Origin of the sequence: Mycolicibacter kumamotonensis (assembly GCF_002086285.1) — a bacterium.
Taxonomy (GTDB): Bacteria; Actinomycetota; Actinomycetes; order Mycobacteriales; family Mycobacteriaceae; genus Mycobacterium; species Mycobacterium kumamotonense.
This window is the reverse complement of sequence record NZ_MVHU01000020.1, coordinates 48,300-69,787: the sequence shown is the minus strand read 5'-3', so window position 1 is coordinate 69,787 and position 21,488 is coordinate 48,300. Positions and strand designations below refer to the sequence as shown.

Annotated in this window: 24 protein-coding genes and 1 pseudogene; 6 read left to right on the top strand and 19 right to left on the bottom strand. The window is 68.0% G+C overall.

Annotation, left to right across the window (positions count from 1 at the left end):
• The first annotated feature begins 11 nt into the window (after nucleotides 1-11).
• Nucleotides 12-806, top strand: coding sequence for an S-methyl-5'-thioadenosine phosphorylase (locus BST28_RS14235; protein ID WP_109560704.1), 795 nt, complete (start codon nucleotides 12-14; stop codon nucleotides 804-806).
• 7 nt (nucleotides 807-813) lie between these two features.
• Here the strand turns inward: BST28_RS14235 and BST28_RS14230 are convergent, their stop codons facing one another.
• Nucleotides 814-1,542 carry a cutinase family protein gene (locus tag BST28_RS14230; RefSeq protein ID WP_083081542.1) on the bottom strand — a complete coding sequence of 243 codons (729 nt, stop codon included), beginning with the start codon at nucleotides 1,540-1,542 and terminating at the stop codon, nucleotides 814-816.
• A 100-nt stretch (nucleotides 1,543-1,642) separates the two neighbouring features.
• Nucleotides 1,643-3,109 carry a DUF7937 domain-containing protein gene (locus tag BST28_RS14225; RefSeq protein ID WP_019737347.1) on the bottom strand — a complete coding sequence of 489 codons (1,467 nt, stop codon included), beginning with the start codon at nucleotides 3,107-3,109 and terminating at the stop codon, nucleotides 1,643-1,645.
• Nucleotides 3,110-3,229: 120 nt separating this feature from the next.
• Between BST28_RS14225 and BST28_RS24395 the strand changes: the two genes are divergently transcribed.
• Complete coding sequence (locus BST28_RS24395; RefSeq protein WP_083081540.1) at nucleotides 3,230-5,047, top strand: DUF7159 family protein; 1,818 nt, start codon at nucleotides 3,230-3,232, stop codon at nucleotides 5,045-5,047.
• A gap of 20 nt (nucleotides 5,048-5,067) precedes the next feature.
• On the opposite strand, the gene menE is transcribed toward BST28_RS24395, so the two are convergent.
• The 11 genes and pseudogenes from menE to BST28_RS14165 all read right to left on the bottom strand — a co-directional run bounded on the left by menE (nucleotide 5,068) and on the right by BST28_RS14165 (nucleotide 13,527).
• Complete coding sequence (gene menE, locus BST28_RS14215) at nucleotides 5,068-6,168, bottom strand: o-succinylbenzoate--CoA ligase (protein WP_207570104.1); 1,101 nt, start codon at nucleotides 6,166-6,168, stop codon at nucleotides 5,068-5,070.
• Nucleotides 6,169-6,206: 38 nt separating this feature from the next.
• Entirely contained in the window at nucleotides 6,207-6,509 is a 303-nt protein-coding gene (locus BST28_RS14210; RefSeq protein WP_019737401.1) for a DUF3349 domain-containing protein, read from the bottom strand.
• A gap of 49 nt (nucleotides 6,510-6,558) precedes the next feature.
• Entirely contained in the window at nucleotides 6,559-6,858 is a 300-nt protein-coding gene (locus BST28_RS14205) for a hypothetical protein (protein WP_083081536.1), read from the bottom strand.
• Nucleotides 6,859-6,884: 26 nt separating this feature from the next.
• Nucleotides 6,885-8,060: pseudogene (locus BST28_RS14200) on the bottom strand (inorganic phosphate transporter); the annotation flags it as partial.
• Nucleotides 8,061-8,103: 43 nt separating this feature from the next.
• Nucleotides 8,104-8,397: a hypothetical protein gene (locus BST28_RS14195; protein ID WP_083081532.1), complete on the bottom strand. Its 294-nt coding sequence runs from the start codon at nucleotides 8,395-8,397 to the stop codon at nucleotides 8,104-8,106.
• Nucleotides 8,394-9,677 (bottom strand): inorganic phosphate transporter, encoded by a 1,284-nt coding sequence (locus BST28_RS14190; protein ID WP_083081530.1) that lies wholly within the window; start codon nucleotides 9,675-9,677, stop codon nucleotides 8,394-8,396. The genes BST28_RS14195 and BST28_RS14190 overlap by 4 nt, the downstream gene beginning before the upstream one ends.
• An 88-nt stretch (nucleotides 9,678-9,765) precedes the next feature.
• Nucleotides 9,766-10,194, bottom strand: a complete 429-nt coding sequence (locus BST28_RS14185; RefSeq protein ID WP_065288110.1) for a VOC family protein — start codon at nucleotides 10,192-10,194, stop codon at nucleotides 9,766-9,768.
• 13 nt (nucleotides 10,195-10,207) lie between these two features.
• On the bottom strand, nucleotides 10,208-11,077 hold the full coding sequence (locus tag BST28_RS14180) for an SDR family oxidoreductase (protein WP_083081528.1): 870 nt from the start codon (nucleotides 11,075-11,077) through the stop codon (nucleotides 10,208-10,210).
• Between the two features lie 101 nt (nucleotides 11,078-11,178).
• A complete protein-coding gene (locus BST28_RS14175; protein WP_019737394.1) occupies nucleotides 11,179-12,081 on the bottom strand; it encodes a 1,4-dihydroxy-2-naphthoyl-CoA synthase in 903 nt (300 codons plus the stop codon).
• Nucleotides 12,078-12,554: a nitroreductase family deazaflavin-dependent oxidoreductase gene (locus BST28_RS14170; RefSeq protein WP_019737393.1), complete on the bottom strand. Its 477-nt coding sequence runs from the start codon at nucleotides 12,552-12,554 to the stop codon at nucleotides 12,078-12,080. The genes BST28_RS14175 and BST28_RS14170 overlap by 4 nt, the downstream gene beginning before the upstream one ends.
• Nucleotides 12,555-12,579: 25 nt before the next feature.
• Nucleotides 12,580-13,527, bottom strand: a complete 948-nt coding sequence (locus BST28_RS14165; RefSeq protein WP_019737392.1) for an aldo/keto reductase — start codon at nucleotides 13,525-13,527, stop codon at nucleotides 12,580-12,582.
• 89 nt (nucleotides 13,528-13,616) lie between these two features.
• On the opposite strand from BST28_RS14165, the gene BST28_RS14160 reads away from it, so the two are divergent.
• Nucleotides 13,617-14,171, top strand: coding sequence for a TetR/AcrR family transcriptional regulator (locus BST28_RS14160; RefSeq protein WP_019737391.1), 555 nt, complete (start codon nucleotides 13,617-13,619; stop codon nucleotides 14,169-14,171).
• A gap of 23 nt (nucleotides 14,172-14,194) precedes the next feature.
• On the top strand, nucleotides 14,195-15,025 hold the full coding sequence (locus BST28_RS14155) for an amidohydrolase family protein (RefSeq protein WP_083081526.1): 831 nt from the start codon (nucleotides 14,195-14,197) through the stop codon (nucleotides 15,023-15,025).
• 92 nt (nucleotides 15,026-15,117) lie between these two features.
• Here the strand turns inward: BST28_RS14155 and BST28_RS14150 are convergent, their stop codons facing one another.
• From BST28_RS14150 to BST28_RS14130, 5 genes are all read right to left on the bottom strand, one after another.
• Complete coding sequence (locus tag BST28_RS14150) at nucleotides 15,118-15,606, bottom strand: HD domain-containing protein (protein WP_337339090.1); 489 nt, start codon at nucleotides 15,604-15,606, stop codon at nucleotides 15,118-15,120.
• Nucleotides 15,607-15,808: 202 nt separating this feature from the next.
• Nucleotides 15,809-16,216 (bottom strand): hypothetical protein, encoded by a 408-nt coding sequence (locus BST28_RS14145; RefSeq protein ID WP_083081524.1) that lies wholly within the window; start codon nucleotides 16,214-16,216, stop codon nucleotides 15,809-15,811.
• 65 nt (nucleotides 16,217-16,281) lie between these two features.
• Entirely contained in the window at nucleotides 16,282-16,914 is a 633-nt protein-coding gene (locus BST28_RS14140) for a hypothetical protein (protein ID WP_133054303.1), read from the bottom strand.
• Nucleotides 16,911-18,368 carry a hypothetical protein gene (locus tag BST28_RS23690; RefSeq protein WP_133054302.1) on the bottom strand — a complete coding sequence of 486 codons (1,458 nt, stop codon included), beginning with the start codon at nucleotides 18,366-18,368 and terminating at the stop codon, nucleotides 16,911-16,913. Before BST28_RS23690 ends, BST28_RS14140 begins: the two co-directional genes overlap by 4 nt.
• Nucleotides 18,369-18,404: 36 nt before the next feature.
• Nucleotides 18,405-18,683: a hypothetical protein gene (locus BST28_RS14130; RefSeq protein ID WP_083081518.1), complete on the bottom strand. Its 279-nt coding sequence runs from the start codon at nucleotides 18,681-18,683 to the stop codon at nucleotides 18,405-18,407.
• A 97-nt stretch (nucleotides 18,684-18,780) separates the two neighbouring features.
• On the opposite strand from BST28_RS14130, the gene BST28_RS14125 reads away from it, so the two are divergent.
• Nucleotides 18,781-19,734, top strand: a complete 954-nt coding sequence (locus BST28_RS14125; protein WP_083081516.1) for an o-succinylbenzoate synthase — start codon at nucleotides 18,781-18,783, stop codon at nucleotides 19,732-19,734.
• A 154-nt stretch (nucleotides 19,735-19,888) separates the two neighbouring features.
• Here BST28_RS14125 and BST28_RS14120 read toward each other — a convergent pair whose 3' ends face one another.
• Nucleotides 19,889-20,578, bottom strand: a complete 690-nt coding sequence (locus BST28_RS14120; RefSeq protein ID WP_080575712.1) for a sensor domain-containing protein — start codon at nucleotides 20,576-20,578, stop codon at nucleotides 19,889-19,891.
• 70 nt (nucleotides 20,579-20,648) lie between these two features.
• Here BST28_RS14120 and BST28_RS14115 point away from each other — a divergent pair, with 70 nt between their 5' ends.
• Nucleotides 20,649-21,479: an alpha/beta fold hydrolase gene (locus tag BST28_RS14115; RefSeq protein ID WP_083081514.1), complete on the top strand. Its 831-nt coding sequence runs from the start codon at nucleotides 20,649-20,651 to the stop codon at nucleotides 21,477-21,479.
• Nucleotides 21,480-21,488 lie beyond the last annotated feature (9 nt).

Genomic DNA, 21,488 nt, shown 5'->3' with positions numbered 1-21,488 from the left:
ACGATCCTTGCATGTGGGAGGAGCACGACTTGCTGGGCGTGATCGGCGGTAGCGGCTTCTACTCGTTCTTCGGTGACGACGCGCGCCGGGTGCCCTGCGACACCCCCTACGGGAAGCCCAGCGCGGAGATCACCCTCGGTGCCGTCGGCGGCCACGAGGTCGCGTTTCTGCCGCGCCACGGCGAACGGCACGAGTATTCGGCGCACACCGTGCCCTACCGGGCCAATATGTGGGCGCTGCGGGCCCTGGGGGTGCGGCGCATCCTGGCGCCGTGCGCGGTCGGCAGCTTGACGCCGGAGCTGCCGCCGGGCTCGGTGGTGGTGCCCGATCAGCTGGTGGACCGCACCCGCGGCCGGGTGGACACCTACTTCGACGACGGCGGCGTGCACGTCGAATTCGCCGACCCGTACTGCCCGACGCTGCGGAGCACGGTGACCGGGCTGCCCGACGTCGTCGACGGCGGCACCATGGTGGTCATCCAGGGTCCGCGGTTCTCCACCCGCGCCGAAAGCCAATGGTTCGCCGCGGCGGGTTTCCGCCTGATCAACATGACCGGGTATCCCGAGGCGGTGCTGGCTCGCGAACTGGAAATATGCTACGCGGCAATAGCTTTGGTGACCGACCTGGATGCCGGCGTCGACGTCGGCAGCGGCGTGAGGGTCACCGACGTGTTCGCGGAATTCCAGAAGAACATCGAGCCGTTCAAAAAGCTGGTGCACCAAGGCATCGAGCGGGTCGACGAAGAGCGCAGCTGCACACACTGCCTGCCGCACCAGGGCATCCAATTGCCGTTCGAGCTGCCCTAGCGGGCTCTCAGAGGTGGGCGACCGCGAAGTCGGCGCCCTGGTCCGTCATCCCGTTGGCCCCGTACATCGCGTGCGCCATGGTCGGCCCGGCGGCCGGCGCGCCATCACAGATGGTGTCGCCGTCGGCGCACAGCTGCAGGGTCTTGGACGCATAGCCCGGGCCGATCCGGACCGGGGGCGCGCCGTTGGGTGCCAAGAACTCCGCCGAGGGCGTGCCGAACAAGACGACCGCGGCGACGTGATCGGCCACCGAAGGCGGCATCGGCTGCGGCAGGTAGGACCGATACTCGGCGGGCACTTCCTTGGGGATCTCGGCCGAGGTGGTGTAGCCGGCCAGCGCCGCGCCCTGCGAAAAGCCGCCGAGCACGATCCGGGTGTTGGGGCAGCTGGCGGCGGTGTTCTCGATATGGGTACCGGCGTCCCGGATACCGTCGACGACGGTGCGGGCGAAGTCGACGCCGCCGCCCAGATCGCTGCTGGCGGCGTAGTTGACCGGGTACACCGCGAAGGAGCGCTCACCCACCTTGGCGCGCAGCGCGTCGACGAAGGATTGGCCGATGCCGCCGACGCCGGGTGGCTCGCTGGTGCCGCGCGCGAACACCACCTCCACGTCCGAGCAGGGTTGCGCCGAGGCGGACCCCATGCCCGGGGCCCACAGTGCGGCACCGCCTATCAGCGTCGCGGCGCCCAGGCGGGTGATGGAACGTAGCGTTGTTGCGACCACGTGGATGTTCATCGTGAGACCTCATCTGTATCGCTAGAGCGCTGTCTCGGCTACCCGGCGGCCGCGTTCGGTAAACGCTTTGCCGCGCTGCTCACGCCCCTTAACCGCGGGCTCAGCTACGGCTCGAGCCGTCCTGCGCCGGCGCGCCGGGCGAATCGTCGGCTCCGCGGTAGATCTTCGGCCCGCCCGTGCGTGCGAGCGGCGTCGAGTTCGGCGACCGGAAGATGTGCGGTGAGCCGGGGTCGCCGGGCTTGGGTCGGTCATCGGCGGGCAGGGCGAAGCGGCCGGCGATGATCGTGACCACCAGAGCGCCCAACGCCAGCCCGCACAGCACCACATCGAACGTGCTGGTGATCTGCTGGGCCAGTCCGTTGCCGTACACCGGGTGGGCCAGTGCCGCGTCGCGCTGGGAGTCCGCCAGGCGCGGTGCGAGCCCGATTCCCACCACCAGGCGCGCGATCGTGAACCCGAACAAGACCGCGGCCACCGACCACAGGGCGGGTGCCGGCAGTGACCGATTGCCCAGGTTGATCCAGAGCCACACCGCGACCACCGCGGTCACCACGTCGAAGGACGCCATCGCCGCGCTGTCATAGGGCGAACGCGGCAGATCCAGTCCGGCCGCGACCACCAGGTCGTTGATGCGCATCAACGCCGACCCCAGGCCCCAGACGATGATGAGCAGCAACGCGTTACGCGTCGCGCCCAGCCAGGTCGTCGGAGATGCGTCGCGCAGCGCGGCCACCGCGAAGATGGCCGCCGCGGCCGCCCACACCAGATAGCCCTCGAACCCGACCCCGGCCGTGGAGGTGTTCTGCGCGATCCCGTGAAAGCCGTCGATGACACGGCCGACCGGCAGCGCCCAGACCAGGGCGCCGGCGAGCAGGGTGGCGCCGCCCAGCATGACGACGCCGAGCTGGGACGCCTTGTCGCGCCGCAGAATCCACCGCGAAGCCGTCAGTACCGCGAACCAGGCGACCGCCCCGTACACCAGCGAGGTCACGATGATCGCGACATGCTGCTTACCGAAGCCGCCTACCGAGTGCGTGTCGGGCAGGGCGTAGCGCACCCGCCAGTAGAGATTGAACAGCACGCTCGCCGCGGCACCGGCGATCGCGGCGTAGCCCAGCACGCGGGCGCCCCGCTTCCAGAACCGGACCGGGCCGGCGAGCACCGGTTGCCCGGCCAGCAACGCTCCGGTGACGCCCAGCCAGGCACCCGGGCCCACGCCGCCGGGGGGCTGTGAGCTGCCGCCGAATCGGATGGTCTGCACCACGTCGACGACCACGACACCGAGCACCAGCGCCAGGTACGGCGCAACCAGCCACCGGCGTAGCCGGCCGATGACAGTCGGGTCGGGGTGTGCGCCCAATAGCGCCCGGGGGCCGGCATAGGTCGCGGCGACCGACCCCAGCGCGAGCACCGTCGCCGCGGCCAGCAGCGTCAGCAACCGGGTGTCGCTGCCGGGAACTGCGACCCCGAAGTACAGGCTCCAGGGCAGTGCGGGCGCAGTGCACAGCAGCACCGCAGCGGTCACGTCACGGCCGATGTTCCAGCGCCTGGTCGACTCGGCGATCACCTGCTCACCATAACCGCGCGGCGACCGCGCGCCGCTGATCAGCGGGGATCGGCGCCGCTCGGCTCCGGGTTCCCGCGACTAGACTGGCTAATCGAAGTGGCGGCGGAAGGAGGCGCGCAGATGGATGTCGCGCTGGGCGTCTCGGTGACCGGCGCGCTGGCCCGCCTGGCGCTCGTCGAGTCGGATGCCTACGGTGACGCCGTTCTCGACGAGTCGATGCTTGACCTGACGCAGGATCCGGTCGCGACACTGGCGGAGACGGTGACCGGCACGCACCGGATGCTCGCCGACGAAGGGCATCGGCTGGCCGCCACGCGGCTGTGCTGGTCGGACCCGGAATTGCTGGCCGACCTTCGGCGGGCACTCGACGAGGCGGGCGTCGAGAACGTCTCCGAGCAGTCGCATGCGCGCTCGGCAGTGGCGTTGGCGCGCAACGTTTCGGGCGACGACGGCGAGACGACGATGCTGCCGTCTCCCGGCGGGGAGGCGACGATGGCCGCACCGGCGGTGACTGCCGCCGAACCGACGATGGCGGCTGCGCTGCCCGACATCGACGCCGCGGACGGAACGGCCACCGCGGTGACACCACCGGTGCCCGATGCAGAGCCCGACCAGCAGCTGGCGTACTCGATGACCCATGACGACTCCGAGTTGCTGCCCGTGGAGTACGCCGACGGCGACTACGAATTCGGCGCCTACGACGACGCCGAGGCCGCCGCGGACGACGAGTTCGACGCCCCGCCGCCACCGGTGGGTCGCGCACTTCTGGTGGGCAGCACGGTCGGTGGCATCCTGGTCGCCGGGTGCGCCGCGCTGGCGGTGGCCGTCACGATCGGGATCCGCCCGACCGCCGCGACCACCCCGTCGCAGCCTCCGGTGGTGGCACAGCCGCCGCAGCCCCAGCCGGTGCCGGGCAACTTCTTGCCCGCGTTGCCGCCGCCCAAGCCGGTGCCGCGGCCCGCTCTCCAGGCCCCGGAGCCCAATCCCGTTGTGGCCCCGGTGAATCCGCAGCCTCCTGCGGCGGTGCCTGCGCCACCGGTCGTGGCCCCGGTGGCGCCGCCTGTCGCACCCGCCGCGCCGGGGGTGATCCCGTTCCCGATTCCGATCCCGATCATCACCGGCCCCATCATCGGTGGCGGCGGTGGATTCGGCGGCAGTGGCGGTAGCGGTAGCGGCAGTGGCGGCAGCGGCAGCGGGGGAGGCGTCGGGTCCGGCGGTGGTCACACCGGGAGCGGCCAACCCGGTGGTGACGCCGGTTCCGGTGGCAGCGGTTCGGGTGGTGACGCCGGTTCGGGCGGAAGCGGTTCGGGCGGTGACGCCGGTTCCGGTGGCAGCGGGTCGGGTGGAAACCACTCCGGTGGCGGCGATGCCGGCGGCAGCGGTTCGGGCGGCACTGACTCGGGCGGAAGCCATTCCGGCGGTACTGGCACCGGCGGTGATGACGGGAGTACCGGTGGCTCCGGCAGTAACCCCGGCGGCAGTAACCCTGGCGGCAGTAACCCCGGCGGCAGTAGCCCTGGTGAATCGGGCGGTGACGCAGGCGGTTCCGGCGGCAGTGGCACGGGCGAACAGTCCGGCAGTCCCGGTGGAACATCCGGTGGCAGCACCGGGCCGAGCGGTTCCGACTCGGGCGGGACCGGCACCGGCGGCAGTGACACCAGCGGATCCGGGAGTAGCGGGTCCGGAGGCAGCCCGGGTGGCTCAGGCAACAGCTCCGGTGGCTCGGACAGCAGCGGCTCCGCCGGCGGCGGCTCGAGTTCCGCGGGCGGCGACACCGGGGGCACCTCCAGTGGTGGGTCCAGCGGTGGTTCGAACGGTGACTCCAGCGGCGGTTCGAGCGGCGGGTCCGGCGGCGGGTCCAGCGGCGATTCAAGTGGTGGTTCGAGCGGCGGGTCCAGCGGGGGCTCGAGCGGTGGCTCGAGCGGCGGCGGGACCTGAGCCCGCGTCCTTCGGCTCAGTCAGCGAGAAAACTGGCGTACCAAAGCTTTTCGGTCCAGTTTTCCGATCCCGCGTCGGGGCAGCGCGTCGACGATGTGCAACTCGCGCGGCGCGGCCGTGGCGTCCAGCGACGCGGCCACATGAGCACGCAACGCCTCTAGGGTCGGCGGCGTGACACCGGCCACCACCACCGCGGCCGCGACCCGCTGCCCGAGCCGATCATCGGTGATCCCGAACACCGCGCACTCGGACACCGCGGGGTGGGTGCACAGTACGGCTTCCACGGGCCCCGGTAACACCGTCAGCCCCCCGGTGCTGATCGCATCGTCGGCGCGCCCCAGCACGCTCAGGCGCCCGGAATCATCCAGGGCGCCAACGTCGTCGGTCTGAAACCACCCCGGTTCGGCGAACGGATCGGGTTCGACCCGATTGCGGTAACCCCGGGCCAGCGTCGGTCCGCCGATCGCGATCCGCCCGTCTGCGCCGATCCGCACGCGGACTTCCGACAGCGGCACGCCGTCGTAGACGCAGCCGCCGGCGGTTTCGCTCATGCCGTAGGTGCGCACCACCCGCACGCCTGCGGCCGCCGCGGCATCCAGGATCGGTTGTGGCGCCGGCCCGCCGCCCAGCAGCACCGCATCCAGTTCGGCCAGCGCGGCTGTCGCGGCAGGCGTTCGCAGTGCCTTGGCCAGTTGCGTGGCCACCAGGGAGGTGTAACGCCGCGCGGACCCGAGAGCGGCGACGGCCGCCGGTAGTTGGTCGACGTCGAAACCCGTTGCCACATCCAGCTGCACCGGGGTGGTGCCGGCCAGCAGGCTGCGTACCACGACCTGGATTCCGGCGATGTGATGCGGCGGCAACGCCAGCAGCCAGCGGCCCGGACCGCCCAGGCGGTCGTGGGTGGCGTCCGCGCTGGCCCGCAGCGCCGCGCCGGTCAGCTGCGCGCCCTTGGGCGCCCCGGTGGTTCCCGACGTCGTCACCACCAGCGCGACATCGTCATCGATGGGTTCCCCCACGCGTAGCGCCTCCCGAACCGACGGATCGCCGTCGGGGGCAACCGGGGTCAGTGCGGCGCCGCGGCCGTCCAGGACGTCGCGCAGGGCGGGCAGCAGCGTCGACACCGCACCGTCGGAGGGGACGACCAGTGCACGCAGGCCGGCTATGGCGTTGCTCCGCCGGTGGGGGCGTCGTCGAGCAGCCAGCCCTTGGCGGCCAACCGCTCCCGCACCCGGTCGACATCCTCCTGGGCCGGCAGCTCGTTGGTGAGCCGGGCGATCAGCACCCCGATGTCGACGTGGTCGAACTCGCCCCGGCCGATCAGCTCCCCGGCGACCGCCTTGACCTCATCGTTGGACAGCCGTCGGGACAGCAGCGCCAGCAGCGGCACGTAGTCGGTCTGCGGGACACCGTCGGGATATCCGGCGCGCAGCCAGGCAACGATCGAGGTGAGAAACTTATTCATCCTGCGTCAACTTCCCGGCGCCGACACCATGTCAGGGTCGATATTACGGCTAATCGGCTCCGAACACGTCGTCCCAGACGTCCCAGTCATCCCACTGCCAGCCGATGCGGTGCTCGATGAAGTCGCGGCTGATGAACAACACCCCGACCAGCACGATCGTCAGCAACAGCGCGAACACCGCCCACCGCAGCACACTCAATTCCCGACGGTGCTCGGTGGGGCCGTCCACGGCCGCTCCCAGGCGCACCCCGATCGCGAACAGCCCGGGCATCGCGGTGCCGATCAGCAGGCCGAAAATCAGGATCTTGGCCGTGGCCACATAGTTGAACCAGGCGCTGAGTGTGTTCATACGTCGACCTCCTCGGCGTCAAGTCCCCCCGCTGATGAGTGTGGAACCGGTTGCGGTGCAACGACTTCAAGTCCGTCGGTCATGTTTTTACCCCAGTCGGCGGTCACATTGGTGTGATCGACCGGGACCTTGCGGGACTGCACCCAGATCAGCGTCGCGGCTCCCACCAGCAGGACCAGCCCGGTGATGGTGCCCGGGAATCCGCCGATGGTGTGGACCAGCCGGTAGGTGAGCGCCCCGATGGCGCCGGCCATCGGGAGGGTGATCAGCCAGGCGGTCGCCATCCGGCGGGCCACCGCCCAGCGCACGTCGGCGCCGGGTTTGCCCAGCCCCGAACCCATCACCGACCCGGTCACCACCTGGGTGGTCGACAGCGAATAGCCGAAGTGGCTGGACAGCAAGATGATGGCCGCCGATGACGACTCGGCGGCCATGCCCTGGGGTGGCTCGATGTCCACCAGCCCCTTGCCCAGAGTCCGGATCACCCGCCAGCCGCCGAAGTAGGTGCCGGCGGCCATCGCCAGCGCACAGCACACGATCACCCACAACGGCGGCATCACGTCGGTCTTGCGGGCGGCGCCGTAGGAGATCAGCGCCAGAAAGATCACACCCATCGTCTTCTGGGCATCGTTGGTGCCGTGGGCCAACGACATCAGGGCGGCCGAGAAGACCTGACCGCGACGGAACTCCCGCCGGGTGCGCCGCGCGGGGACATCACGGGTCAGCCGGTAGACCAGCCGGGTTCCGACGGTGGCGACCAAGGTAGCGGCCAGCACGGCTACCACGGTGGGCACCAACACTTTCGACACCACACCGTCCCAGCGCACGCCGGACCCGCCGGCCGCGGCGATCATCGCCCCGACCACCCCGCCGATCAGGGCGTGCGAGGAGCTCGACGGTATACCCAGCAGCCAGGTCAGCAGGTTCCACACAATGCCGCCCACCAGGCCGCCGAACATGACCTCCAGCGTCACCAGATGAGTGACCACCAGATCCTTGGCGATCGTCGCGGCGACCTGTGTCGACAGGAACGCACCGATGAGGTTCAGCGTGGCGCACAGCGTCACAGCGGTTTTCGGTTTGAGCGCACCGCTGGCGATTCCGGTGGCGACGGCGTTGCCGGTGTCGTGGAAGCCGTTGGTGAAGTCGAAGGCCAGGGCGGTGATCACGACCGTGATCAACAAGAACAGCTCCAAGGTCACCCGGCGAATTTTTGCAGCCGCACGCCCGCCTTGTCGAACCGGGTTACTTCGGTTTGGCCCCGAGCAGGTACCAGCCGAAGTGATGGCCCAGGAAGTCGCGGGCGATGAACAGCACCCCGATGACCACCACGGCCAGCACCGCCAGGAAGACCGCCCAGCTGAGCGCGATCAGCACCGACCGCTTCGCGTTCGCGCTACCGTCAGCGGCCGCGGGGACGTTGGCGCCGATCGCGTTGACCCGCACCCCGACCGCGAACAGCGCCGGCAGCGCCCCGCCGACCAGCAGGCCGAACACCAGGATCTTGAGGGTCGCGGCGTAGTTGAACCACTCGCTCATGACCGGACGACTTCGCGCGCAGGGGGAGCGTCGCTGGTGATGACGGTCAGCTGCGGTATTTCGGGGTCGGCCTCGAACGCGGTCCGCAGTGCCTGCTCGACCAGCGGGCTCTGCGCCGGCGCCGGCACGTGGGCGTCGATGTCGGTGAGGCCGCCGGTCAGGCTGCCTTCCCACTCGGCGTTGACGTTGTGGTGGTCGATGCGCGCCCGGCGCGAGCGCAGCCAGATCGCCAGGGTCGCGGTGATCAGCAGCGCCACGCCGACGATGATCCCGGGGTAGCCCCCGATGCCGTGGACCAGCCCGTAGGCACCCGAGCCGACCCCGCCGGCCATCGGCAGCGTCACCAGCCAGGCCGACACCATCCGGCCGGCGACGCCCCAGCGGACTTGCGCGCCCGGCTTGCCGACACCGCTGCCGAGCACCGAGCCGGTGGCGACCTGGGTGGTGGACAGCGAGTAGCCGAAGTGGCTGGACAGCAGGATGACTGCCGCGGCGGCCGACTCGGCGGCCATGCCCTGCGGGGGCTTGATCTCGACCAGGCCCTTGCCCAGGGTGCGGATGATGCGCCAGCCGCCGGTGTAGGTGCCGGCCGCCATCGCGATCGCGCAGCTGACGATCACCCACAGCGGCGGCAGCGTCGCAGACGTGCTGACCGCGCCGTAGGACATCAATGCCAAAAAGATCACGCCCATGGTCTTCTGCGCGTCGTTGGTGCCGTGCGCGAGCGAGACCAATGCGGCCGAGCCGATCTGGCCGCGCTGGAACACCTTCTCGGCGTGCTTCTCATCGACGTTGCGGGTGATGCGGTAGACCAGCCAGGTGCCCACCGAGGCGATCAGGGTGGCGATCACGGTGGCCACCACCGCCGGGACCAGAACCTTGGAGACCACGCCGCTCCAGATCACACCGTGCCCGCCGACCGCGGCGATCATCGCCCCCACGATGCCGCCGATCAGCGCGTGCGAGGAACTGGACGGGATGCCCAGCAGCCAGGTCAGCAGATTCCAGACGATGCCGCCGACCAGGCCGGCGAAGACCAGCTCCAGGCTCACCAGGTGGGCGTCGACCAGGCCCTTGGCGATCGTCGCCGCGACGGCGGTCGACAGGAACGCGCCGAGCAGGTTCAAGCACGCCGAGAGGGTGACCGCTGCCTTGGGCTTGAGCGCACCACTGGCGATCGAGGTCGCCATCGCGTTGCCGGTGTCATGAAAGCCGTTGGTGAAGTCGAAGGCGAGCGCCGTGACCACCACGATGATCAAAAGGAACAGATCAAGGCTCACGAGAGCATCACAGCGCCAATTCTGGCTGGCGGCGCTGTCGTTGTCTAACGATCACGCTCGCGAAACGCCGGTGTACTTCGAGACGTTTTCAACTGTTCGCCTGCTGTTCACTTTGGGGTTCGGCCCGTTTGTCCTGGCGGGAGTCCCGGCGCAGGGGGTGATCAGCGGGAACCTCCACGAAAATCAGGGTGATGCCGTCGGGATCCGTGACATGCATCTCATGCAGTCCCCAGGGCTCGCGGCGGGCGGTGCGGGCGATCGCAACGCCGCGGCTCTCCAGCTCGGACTGGGTGGCGGCGACGTCGCGTACCTGTAGCCACAACGCCCCCGGAAAGGGCGCCTCGGTGCGCTCGGGGTTGCCGTGGCCGGCCAGCTCGATCAGCGACTGCCCGGCGTAGAACACCATCCCGGCGCCGTAATCGCGGGCGATCGCCAGGCCGATCTCGTCGCGGTAGAACCGCAGTGAGCGTTGGTAGTCGGCCGGTCGGAGCAGCACCCGGCTGGCCAGAATCTCCATACCCTCGTGTCTATCACGTACCGCGCTGCATGACCGTGGTGACCAGCCCCGGGGCCATCACGTCCAGTGCGCGCGCGGTCACCGCGATCCGCGGGGCGATCCGAACCGGCCGGCTGCGCGCCGCGGTGATCATCCATTCGGCGGCCTCGTGGGCGGTGAGCGCCGGACGGTTCCGGAACGCCTTGGTCGGTGCGATCATCGGGGTCGCCACCAGGGGGTAGTACAGCGTGGTGGAGTGCACCCCCTTGCCGGCCCACTCGGTTTCGATGACGCGGCTGACCGCCGACAGCGCGGTTTTGGAGGCGTTGTACACCGCGAACAGCGGCGAGGCTTCGGTCATCACGCCCCAGGTGGCGACGTTGATGATGTGCCCGTCGCCGCGCTCGAACATGCCGGGGGCGATCGCGCGGATCAGCCGCAGCGGCGAGTAGTAGTTCAGCGTCATGGTGCGCTCGACGTCGTGCCAGCGCTCCAGTGACTCGGCCAGCGGTCGCCGGATGGAGCGGCCGGCGTTGTTGACCAGGATGTCCACCCCGCCGAGCCGCTTCTCGACGTCGGCGGCCAGCGCGTCCACGGCGTCCATGTCGGACAGGTCGCAGGGGATCGCGATCGCGTTGCCGCCGGTGGCGGTGATCCGGCCCACCACGTCGTCGAGCAGGTCCTTGCGCCGGGCCGCCGCGACCACGGTGGCGCCCTGGGCGGCGAACAGTTCGGCCGCGGCCTCGCCGATGCCCGACGAGGCGCCGGTGAGCAGCACCCGTTTGCCGCGCAGCTCGATCGGTTTGGCCAGCGGTCGATACGCCAGCAGCTGCGGCGCGACGGGCGGGCGCATCGCGGTCAGGGCGACCGCCTCGGTCAGGCGGCGTAACGGGCTCTTGCTCATGGATAGACACTCTATGCGGCGCGCCGGATGCATCGAGCCTGTAGTTACCGCGAAGCCCACTCGCACTTCTTCACGCCAACTACAGGCTCGCGATGCAGCGCTCAGAAGTAGCGGGGGAAGGGGCTCCAGTCCGGATCGCGCTTCTGCAGGAACGCATCACGGCCCTCGACGGCCTCATCGGTCATGTAGGCCAGCCGGGTGGCCTCGCCGGCGAAGAGCTGTTGGCCCACCAGCCCGTCATCGAGCAGGTTGAAGGCGAACTTCAACATGCGTTGGGCCTGAGGGGATTTACCGTTGATCTCCTTGGCCCACTGCACGCCGGTGGCCTCCAGCTCGGCGTGGTCGACTACCTCGTTGACCGCGCCCATGGCGTGCATCTGTTCGGCGGTGTAGGCCCGGCCCAGAAAGAAGATCTCGCGGGAGAACTTCTGGCCCACTTGCCGGGCCAGATAGGCGCTGCCGTACCCGCCGTCGAAACTGCCGACGTCGGCGTCGGTCTGCTTGAACCTGGCGTGTTCCCGGCTGGCCAGGGTCAGGTCGCACACCACGTGCAGGCTGTGCCCGCCGCCGGCCGCCCAACCGTTGACCAGGGCGATCACCGGTTTGGGCATGAACCGGATCAGCCGCTGTACCTCCAGAATGTGCAGGCGTCCGGCCCGGGCGGCATCGACGGTGTCCGCGGTCTCTCCCGAGGCGTACTGGTAGCCGCTGCGCCCGCGGATGCGCTGGTCGCCGCCGGAGCAGAACGCCCAGCCGCCGTCCTTGGGGGAGGGCCCGTTGCCGGTCAGCAGCACCACGCCGACATCCGACGACATCCGCGCGTGATCGAGCGCCCGGTAGAGCTCGTCGACGGTGTGCGGGCGAAAGGCATTGCGCACCTCGGGGCGGTTGAACGCCACCCGCACCGTGGCGTCCGTGACGTGGCGGTGGTAGGTGATGTCGGTGAGATCGGCGAAGCCGTCCACCGACCGCCAGATGCTCTCGTCAAACGGGTTGCTGCTCAAGGCTGTTGAACTCCATTCTGGATCGGCTCGAACCGGAACACCGGGCATACCCCGGCGAGTGCTTCGAACTCCTCGGGGCGACCGTCGGTGATCAGTCCGGATCGTTTCATGAAGCCGACACCGGTGGGGACCTCGCTCGGCCAGCGGCGCAGCAACGGCCGGGCCTCGTCGACGCCGAGCTCGACGATCCGCACCTGCTCACGACGCCGGCCGCGGGCCACGGTGGCGTGCCGGGCCGCGCGCACATTGGCCACCCAGTCCGCGCCCGGGAAACCGCCGACGACGTATTCGACGCCGTCGACGATCATCGGGGTGACCGGTGTCGAGCGGGGCTGCCCGGACTTGCGACCGGGCACCGTCAGCACGACCGGGCTCTCGCCGCCGAACCGCAAACCCAGCCGGGACATCTGGATGAAGATCTTGTTCGCCGGCTTCAGCCACCACGGCGGTCGGACCGGCTTGCCCCTGCTCACCCTGCGACGGTACCCGGCGGCGAGATCAGGTCGCCGCGGCTTCCCGGAGCGCTTCGCGCAGGCTCGCGGCGTAATCCGGGCCCTGCCCCGGGGCGGTGACGGCATCCAGGCGGGCGACGGCGTCGTCGCTGAGCACGATGTCGGCCACCGCCATGTTCTGCTCCAGATGCGCGATCGATCCGGTGCCGGGGATCAGCAAGGTGTTCGCCGAAGTGGTCAGCAGCCAGGCCAGCCCGATCTGGGCCGGTGTGGCGCCGAGTTCGCCGGCGATCTCGCGGACCGTCGTGTTGTCGGTGACCTTCGGGAAGCCGGGGAACGCCGAACCCAGCGGGAAGTAGGGCACCCACGCGATGCCTTCGTCGGCGCAGAAGTCCAGCGTCTCCTCCTGCGAACGGTCCAGCAGGCTGTAGGCGTTCTGCACGCACACGATCCCGGCCGGCAGCGCCCGCTGCACCACGTCCAGGCCCACGCTGCTGATGCCGATCGCGGCGATCTTGCCCTCGTCGCGCAGCGCGATCATCTCGGCCAGCTGGTCGTCGAGGCCGACGTTCTGGTCGCCCTCCGGGGCCGGTGCGGGCCCCAGGTCGTAGCGCCGCAGGTTGACCACCGGCACGGTGTCCAGGCCCAGTTGGCGCAAGTCGTTTTCGACGGCGGCGCGTAGTTCGGCTGGTTTCTGGGCGGCGGTCAGCGGAACGGGGCCGACGCCGGTGTAGGCGGCGCCGACCTTGCTGACGATGACGAGGTCGTCGCGGTAGGGCGCGAGCGCCTTGCGGATGCGGTGGTTGACCTCGCCGCCGGCGTAGAAGGAGGCGGTGTCGATGTGGTTGACGCCGAGTTCCAGGGCGCGGTGCAGCACCGCCACGGCGTCGTCGGCGGGGATGTTCTCGTCGAGCTGCATGGCGCCGTAGCCGATGCGCGCCACGTGCTGTGTGCCGATGCGGCCGGAGCCGCCGGGCGAAATATGGTCGGTCATGGTGCTCCTGTCAGCGGGAAGTGAGACACTGGTGGTTAGCGGAGGGCCCTCCGCTTGGTCAGCGTAGCAGAAACGGAGGTCCCTCCGCTTTGGTCGGGAAATGTCGTGCCGATGCGCGCCGCAACCGGGAGCGGCTACTTGCCGCCGCCGCCGCGGCGTTCGGCGGCTCCGACGGGAGCCCGGTGCCGCTGGAGGCGATCGCCCGCGACGCCGGGGTGGGGATCGGCACGCTCTACCGTCACTTTCCCAATCGCGAGGCGTTGGTCGAGGCCGTCTACCGCGCCGAGCTGAGCGACGTCGCGGCGATGGCCGAAAAGCTGCTCGCCGACCACCCGCCCAAGGTGGCGCTGCGGCGCTGGCTAGATCGCTACGCCGCCTTCGTCGCGGCCAAGCGCGGCATGGCGGAATCGCTGCGGGCCATCGTCGAATCCGGTGCGATGGAGCCCAATGAGACCCGCGAACGCATCGTCGGTGCGGTCGATCTGCTGTTGCGGACCGGTGCCGAGGACGGCAGCCTGCGCGCGGACGTGCGGGCCGACGACGTGGTGTCGAATTTGATCGGCATCTTCTTGACCAGCGCCTCGCCCGAGCAGACCGGGCGCCTACTGGACCTCTTGGTCGCCGGAGTGGCCGCCACGGGCTGAACCCGGTGGCTACGGTGGGGACGATGACCATCGACGTGTGGATGCAGCACCCGACCCGCCGTTTCCTGGCCGACGACATGCTGGCGTCCCTGCGGCGCTGGACCGGCGGGGCGATGCCAGATCAGGAGATCCCGATCGAGGCCACCGTGTCCGCGATGGATTCCGCCGGGGTGGATTTCGGCTTGCTCAGTGCCTGGCGCGGACCCAACGGCATGGATCTGGTGTCCAATGACGAGGTCGCCGAATGGGTTCGGGCGCACCCGAGCCGCTTCGCCGGCCTGGCCACCGTCGACCTGGACCGCCCGATGGAGGCCGTCCGCGAGCTGCGACGCCGGATCGATGACGGGTTCGTCGGCCTGCGGGTGGTGCCCTGGTTGTGGAATGCGCCTCCCACCGACCGGCGCTATTACCCGCTGTTCGCCGAGTGTGTCGAACTCGGTGTCCCGTTCTGCACCCAGGTCGGCCACACCGGCCCGCTGCGGCCCTCGGAGACCGGGCGCCCGATTCCCTACATCGACCAAGTGGCACTGGACTTTCCAGAACTGGTCATCGTGTGCGGGCACGTCGGCTATCCCTGGACCGAGGAGATGGTCGCCGTCGCCCGCAAACACGAGAACGTCTACATCGACACCTCGGCCTACACCACCAAGCGGTTGCCCGACGAGCTGATCAGGTTCATGAGAACCCGGACCGGGCAACGAAAAGTGTTGTTCGGCACTAACTATCCGATGATCATGCACGGGCATGCGCTCGACGGGCTGAATGATCTGGGGCTCGATGACGACGCGCGGGCGGATTATCTGCACGGCAATGCCGCGCGGGTGTTCAAGCTGGGGGCGGATAGGCTCCGATAAGGTTGTTTCCCGGCGCCACAAGCTGCGTTACCGCAGCGGATTCTGGCTTCTGAGTATCAACGCCGATTTCGTCGCGAGTACGCCTGCGCAGGCTACTCGGTGCTCTCAAGACGCTCGAGTTCGGTATTGAGATTCACCCGGGCGGCTGCCTCCCACTGGGCGCGTGCCGGCGCTGTGCGGTATAGGGCCGGTCCGTCGAGAAGGGAACGCAGTATCTTCGACCGTCCAAGCCTGAATTCTTTTTCGGTAACATGGGCGTATTCGGCGCGGACCGCCGCCGCGTAGGCAGCGTAGCTTTCGGCGGTCGATGCGAGGACCGCTAGATCTGCGTCGCAGAGCACTTGCCCGTTGCGATCGCCAGCGTCCGGCGTGTGGCTGGCGGATAGCCGCACGAGTCGTGCGACTTCGAGGACCAGTGCGGGCGCGACGTTCAAGTCCGCGAGTTCCGTTTCCGCCCGAGCAGCGCTGTTCTGCTCATCGTCGGAGAAACCGTTGTAGACGGCGTCGTGGTACCAGGCGGCTAACCGCACAGCGTCAGGGGTGACGGCGTGAGCCGCGAGCTGATCGACGTGGCGCAGCACCTCGCGCAAGTGGATTACATTGTGATACCGGCGGTGCGGCTCGGACCAAGAGGCAAGCAACTGTCGGCCGACGTCGTCGGTCCCCGACTTAGCACTGTGCCTTCCGATCAGCGAATGCCAGGCGCCCAAGAGGTCGGCGGTCCGGTAGCGCTCCGGTTCATTGACGACCTCTGGTTTCCTTGGGATACGCCAAGCATCTTCGCTAGGCACGAGTCATTCCGTCGTGGTCCCCGGAGCAGAACATGCACGGGTCGTTTCTTTCGCTGCCGTAGTTAACGTATGACGCTACGGCTGTGACTACTGATGCGGCCGTATCTGGGTCAAGGATCGGTTCATCTGTCGCTGAAAGCTCAGGCTTCAGGGCGCCGATACTGGCGACTAGCGGAATCTGGCTGGTCACGTCGCCGGTGATATCGCCCGTGCAATCGCCATCGATGAACAATGTGTACAAATCATGCTCGGGGAACGCGTAGTTGAATCTCAGTACCCACCATTTGCCAGACTCCATCGCCGCATAGGGGAAGAATTTATAACCCGTACGAAACCACTCGGGGCGTGCGCTGTTATCGATTGTCGGCGGCCCGCCTCGTGCTGCATCTTCCGATGCCATAATCTATACGATTCTCTTTGGGGCGTTAAAAATCATCGCCGCGCGATTGTTGTCTTTGCCGATCATCAGATGTCCTTCGAGTTCTTCGGTTGGTGCCAGCGGTTGGGTAGGGCGGCAAAAAATTCGTGATAGACCGCGTTGGTCAAGTTTGTGATGTCGTCGTGCAGTCGGTGTAGAGCGCATATTTCTATAAAAATACCATGTTCGATGAGAATGCCCTCCTCGCGCCCCTCGGAGTTGGCGATATAGTTGCTGTACTGTGCCCACACCGAATTCCCGTGGATGTGGATGTATCCGCTGCTTCGTACGCCCATCATGCCGGATTCCTGCTGTAAGGGAAGTGTCTTAGTTGCAACGCCCGTGGCGCCGAGATCCTGCAAAGTGCAATCGGCATTGTCTGTTAGAATTTGAAGCGGCGGCATACCGGACAACCGGAAAATGTTGATGGTCTCACAACCGTACCCTCTGCCGCGGTCCTCACTACCGTGCACTGCAATCCGTGATGGTGCGTTGCGGTTGTCAGCAAAACGGCCGATATGCCAACCGATAGGGGGAGTAATTCGCATCAACCACGCGGGTAGGCACTCAACAGGTAGCTGTTCCAGGTGGTCAACGTGGCGGGCGACCACATTGGCGACTGACTTGATAGCCGAGAGGTGACTCCACTCGTCCGGCAGTTCTTGGTTTCGGGCGCTCATGGGCTGAATGGGTGGGCCAGCTTGCCTAACTGGGTGATGATCCAGAGGCCGACTCCGCCAGCCCCAGCGAGCAGTCCTCCTGCCTTGGCCTCTTCGGGCGTTATCAGTGGCGGCGACGGGGGCGACGGGAGCGTGATCGGTGCACTGGACGGACCTGGAGCTGGAAGTGGCACGTCTGATGGATTCGGTGTGTCCCAGCCAAAGATGGGTGCCGACTGGTTCGGGCTGATCTGGAAGCCGGGCGGCGATGGGTCTTGCAACCATGGTGGCAATGGCGGGTGGTCGAGCACTGTTGGCGGAGGTGGCGCAACAGGGGGGTGGGTGAATTCTGGCGGCCGGATCTCGGTTGGGGGGTGTGCCAACACGGTTGGCTGATTTGGCAGCGGACTGATGACTGGAGCGGTTGGTGCTCCCCCTATCGGGTCGGTCGGACGTATAGGGGGGAGGGGCGGCGGGTGTGCGGGATCGATACCGAGGCCCGCGTTTACGCTGCCGCGACTCCTGATCGAACTCTCGATGATCGCCCGGTAGAGGTCATCTCCTGTGACTCCTTTAGCCTGATTCTTGGCGACGAGGTCACCAAAGGTTAGGTTTGGCTCCGTGGCGTTCAGTTGGTCGGCAAGTGCTCGGTTGCTCATCAGATCCCGCGTCCAAGAACGCAACGCGTTGCGTTGTTCAAACATTATTTTTGCACGTTCCTCGGTACTCAAACCCTGCTCGGCGAGTTGCTCGTTGAGTTCGCGCATGCGCAACTCGCCTTGCGTGTATACAGTACGAGTTTCTTCGGCCGACAACGAGCCAGGGTTGTAGTTCGGGAGCCCGAGTTTGCCGACTGGGTCTGGCGCTTTGTCGATTCGAGGATTTGGCTCCGGCTTCGGAGCCGGCGCATCCTTGAATCTCCGATTGCCCACCAGTTGGATTCCATCTTTCGCCGGCGTGGACTCGACCGGTTTTTCGTCGAACACGACCTTGTCGAGGCTTTCGGAGGCCACGGCGATTTGCATGGCTACTTCGTTATCTTTGGCGACGAGCGCGGCCACCTTGTGGCGAATGAACGTTGCGTGGCCCTGGGCCGCGGTCTGCCGTGCCCCGCGGTACGCCGAGGAACCGCCTTGCGTACGGTCGGTGACCGAATAATCCTCTCCGACGTCAAAACCGTCGTCCCGAGCTTCGCGGACCGCGCTGAGCACTCCCTGCTTGCAGAACTGCAGCGCCTCATCGCCGCGGCGGGCAACCCCGCTGACATGCCGCAATTGGTCTGCTGGCGTGCGTACCTTCACCATGTCGGCGTAGGTACGTTGTTGCGCTCCTTCGTTTCCGAAGCCTGTCCAAGGCGTACCCCCTGGGGCGGACACGCGCCGGTGGACGTCGGTGAACGACTCCTCCCATAGGTTGGCGGTGCGGTCCCAATAATCGGCTGCGCCGCGCAGGTAAGAGGTGTCAAGCGTCGTCACCTGCGACAACGGGAATACTGGGGCAGTAGCCGCCATCTAGCAGACCGTGGGCGGAGCGATTGACTGCATTCGCGCCGCGGCGTCGGCTTCATTGGCGGCGTATCCACTTGCCGCCGCGGCCAACTTCATGGCGGTGGCATGCATTCGTGCCGTGCAGTTTGCGCCGGCCGCGGCCACGAGTGCATTGAGGGCAGTGACCGCTGCTGCGCTGCCCAGCAACGAGGAGACCGCACCGTCGGGTGCTGCATTGCCCACCAACTTGCCGGCCAACGCCTCACACCAGCTCGCCTCGGCTTGCAGAGCCGCGTCGCTCACCCGGAGGGTGTGACCAGTCTGCGCAGAGAGCATTACCGAATACTAATTCCCAAGGCCCGCCTGGCGCACCTCACCGCCGCCCCGGCACCATAGACCGATGCCGCCGCCCCTCGACGACATCCTCGACCGCCTGCACGTGGTGGCGTTGCCGATGCGCGTCAAGTTCCGCGGCATCACCGTTCGCGAACTGGCCCTGATCGACGGTCCGGCCGGCTGGGGCGAGTTCGGCGCCTTCCCCGAATACGACGCGCCCGAAGCGGCGCACTGGCTGGCTTCGGCCCTGGAAAGCGCCTACCACCGGCCGCCCGAGCCCATCCGCGACCGCATCCCGATCAACGCGACCGTGCCCGCCGTCGACGCTGCGCGAGTCCCCGACGTGCTGGCACGATTCCCCGGCGCAACAACCGCCAAGGTCAAGGTCGCCGAGCCCGGCCAGACCCTTGCCGATGACGTCGCGCGCGTCGAGGCCGTCCGCGCCGTGATCCCCACCGTGCGGGTGGACGCCAACGGCGGCTGGAGTGTCGAGCAGGCGGTGCAGGCGGCAAAGGCGTTGGGGCCGCTGGAGTATCTGGAACAACCCTGTGCCACCGTCGCCGAACTCGCCGAGCTGCGTCGCCACATCGGCACCCCGGTCGCCGCCGACGAGAGCATCAGGAAAGCCGAGGACCCGCTGGCCGTTACCAAAGCGGGAGCCGCGGACATCGCGGTGCTCAAAGTCGCACCACTGGGCGGCATTTCAAAGCTCCTAACCATCGCCGGCCAGATCGGCATTCCGGTGGTGATCTCCAGCGCGATCGACTCCGCGGTCGGTATCGCTACCGGACTGCAGGCGGCGGCCGCGCTACCCGCCCTGCAACACGCCTGCGGGCTCGGCACCGGATCACTGTTCGTCGAAGACGTCGCGGAAACGCCGCCACAAATCGACGGCTACCTGCCGGTGCAGCCGATCACCCCGGACCTAGAAAGGTTGCACGGCTTGGCCGCCTCGCCGCAGCGGCGGCAGTGGTGGATCGACCGGATCAAGGCCTGCCATCGGCTGCTGGCCGCCTGAGTGCGCATCCGTCGAGTGTGCGGTTTGGTACGAAAAAACGCCGAATTGCGTGCCAAACCGCACACTCGGCGCGCCGCCGCAAGTTGTCGCGTATAGCCGGGCACAACACCACATGGTCGAACCCGCGACACGCCCGTCACCGGCCGCCCACAACTCACACGCTGGGCAGCCGCGCGTCGATCCCGTTCGCGATCGTGACCGCCTCGTCGATGACGTAGAGCTTGCACGCCAACACGTCGATGGCGACGTTGTTGGCCACCCGCAGCGCCCGCTGACACGACCAGCCCGCGCTGTCGTCCTGGTGCTGGGTCATCCACACCGTGGAGTCGACGTCGGTGACCGCATCGAAGGTCCACGGCGTGTCGCCATAGCCGTCCTTGGTGGTGGTGAAGGACCGCTCGCCGCACGGCGCCCACCGGCGGGCGGTCGCCTCGAAAAAGCTCTGCGCATCGGCCCGGTCGGCGAACACCGTGGCCGCCTGGACGACAAAGTGGTCCAGGGCGGCTTCGGAGAGGGTCTGGACGATCGTGGCGGTCCAATTGCTGCCGGCGTAGACCGACTGCTCCACCGGCATCCAGGCGACCATGCAGTCCTGGTCGGGGAATTGCCGCCCGGAGTCGAACATCCGCGAGCGGGAGTCTTTGACCCGCATCCCGGCCGAGCCCATGATGTCGCTGACGGTGGAGGCGTCCAGCAGCAGGTCCGCCAGCATCGACGCTGCCACCGGCCGGGGTCCGTCGTGGTCGGCGGGCACCGCCAGGCCGTCGGTCACCCTCGAACAACCGGCCACCACGGCGCAGGCCAGCACCAGCGTGCAAGCCAACCCCGCGGTCCGTCTCCGCATCACCGTCCCCAGCTGCGCAGTTGCGATCCTGACACCATAAGCGGTCGGTGGGTCGCGTACCTTCACTCCCGTGACCAACCTCGCTTACGACGACCGTAATCAGGATGGCGATCCGGTTCTGTTTATCGCCGGGCGTGGCGGCGCGGGCCGCGGCTGGCATCTGCACCAGGTACGCGACTTCCAGCTCGCCCGGTATCGCCCGATCACCTTCGATAACCGCGGTATCGGCGCCACCGAGAACGCCTCGGGGTTCACCACCGAAACCATGGTGGCCGACACCGCGCAGCTGATCGAATCCCTGGGGGTGGCCCCGGTGCGGATCGTCGCGGTGTCGATGGGCGCCTTCATCGCCCAGGAACTGATGCTGGCCCGGCCCGAATTGGTGAAATCCGCGGTCCTGATGGCCACCCGCGGGCGCCATGACCGCGCCCGGGACTTCTTCTACTCCGCAGAGATGAAGCTGGCCGAGTCCGGTGTCGACCTTCCCGCCGAGTACGAAGCCAAAGTGCGTCTGTTGGAAAGCTTCTCGCCGAAGACCCTGAGCGACGACGCCGCGATCAAGGACTGGATCGCGATGTTCACCCTGTGGCCGGTCAAGAACACCCCCGGGCTGCGCTGTCAGCTCGACGTGGCGCCGTTGACCAACCGGCTGCCCGCCTACGCCAACATCACCGCACCGGTGTTGGTGATCGGGTTCGGCGACGACGTCGTCACCCCGGCACACCTGAGCCGCGAGGTCGCCGACGCGATTCCGGGCGCGCGGTACCTGGAGATCCCCGACGCCGGCCACCTGGGCTTCATCGAGAAGCCCGACCAGGTCAACAAGGCCGCCTTGGAATTCCTGGCCGAGGTCGACGGCAAGCCGTTCCGCTGGACGCCTCCCCCTCCGACGCACGACTAACCTGATACC

Excerpts from the sequence above, each read along its gene's own strand:
- BST28_RS14235 (WP_109560704.1), top strand. The coding sequence starts at position 12 with ATGTGGGAGGAGCACGACTTGCTGGGCGTGATCGGCGGTAGCGGCTTC.
- BST28_RS14230 (WP_083081542.1), bottom strand. The coding sequence starts at position 1,542 with ATGAACATCCACGTGGTCGCAACAACGCTACGTTCCATCACCCGCCTG.
- BST28_RS24395 (WP_083081540.1), top strand. The coding sequence starts at position 3,230 with ATGGATGTCGCGCTGGGCGTCTCGGTGACCGGCGCGCTGGCCCGCCTG.
- BST28_RS14210 (WP_019737401.1), bottom strand. The coding sequence starts at position 6,509 with ATGAATAAGTTTCTCACCTCGATCGTTGCCTGGCTGCGCGCCGGATAT.
- BST28_RS14205 (WP_083081536.1), bottom strand. The coding sequence starts at position 6,858 with ATGAACACACTCAGCGCCTGGTTCAACTATGTGGCCACGGCCAAGATC.
- BST28_RS14195 (WP_083081532.1), bottom strand. The coding sequence starts at position 8,397 with ATGAGCGAGTGGTTCAACTACGCCGCGACCCTCAAGATCCTGGTGTTC.
- BST28_RS14185 (WP_065288110.1), bottom strand. The coding sequence starts at position 10,194 with ATGGAGATTCTGGCCAGCCGGGTGCTGCTCCGACCGGCCGACTACCAA.
- BST28_RS14180 (WP_083081528.1), bottom strand. The coding sequence starts at position 11,077 with ATGAGCAAGAGCCCGTTACGCCGCCTGACCGAGGCGGTCGCCCTGACC.
- BST28_RS14165 (WP_019737392.1), bottom strand. The coding sequence starts at position 13,527 with ATGACCGACCATATTTCGCCCGGCGGCTCCGGCCGCATCGGCACACAG.
- BST28_RS14155 (WP_083081526.1), top strand. The coding sequence starts at position 14,195 with ATGACCATCGACGTGTGGATGCAGCACCCGACCCGCCGTTTCCTGGCC.
- BST28_RS14145 (WP_083081524.1), bottom strand. The coding sequence starts at position 16,216 with ATGGCATCGGAAGATGCAGCACGAGGCGGGCCGCCGACAATCGATAAC.
- BST28_RS14140 (WP_133054303.1), bottom strand. The coding sequence starts at position 16,914 with ATGAGCGCCCGAAACCAAGAACTGCCGGACGAGTGGAGTCACCTCTCG.
- BST28_RS14125 (WP_083081516.1), top strand. The coding sequence starts at position 18,781 with ATGCCGCCGCCCCTCGACGACATCCTCGACCGCCTGCACGTGGTGGCG.
- BST28_RS14120 (WP_080575712.1), bottom strand. The coding sequence starts at position 20,578 with ATGCGGAGACGGACCGCGGGGTTGGCTTGCACGCTGGTGCTGGCCTGC.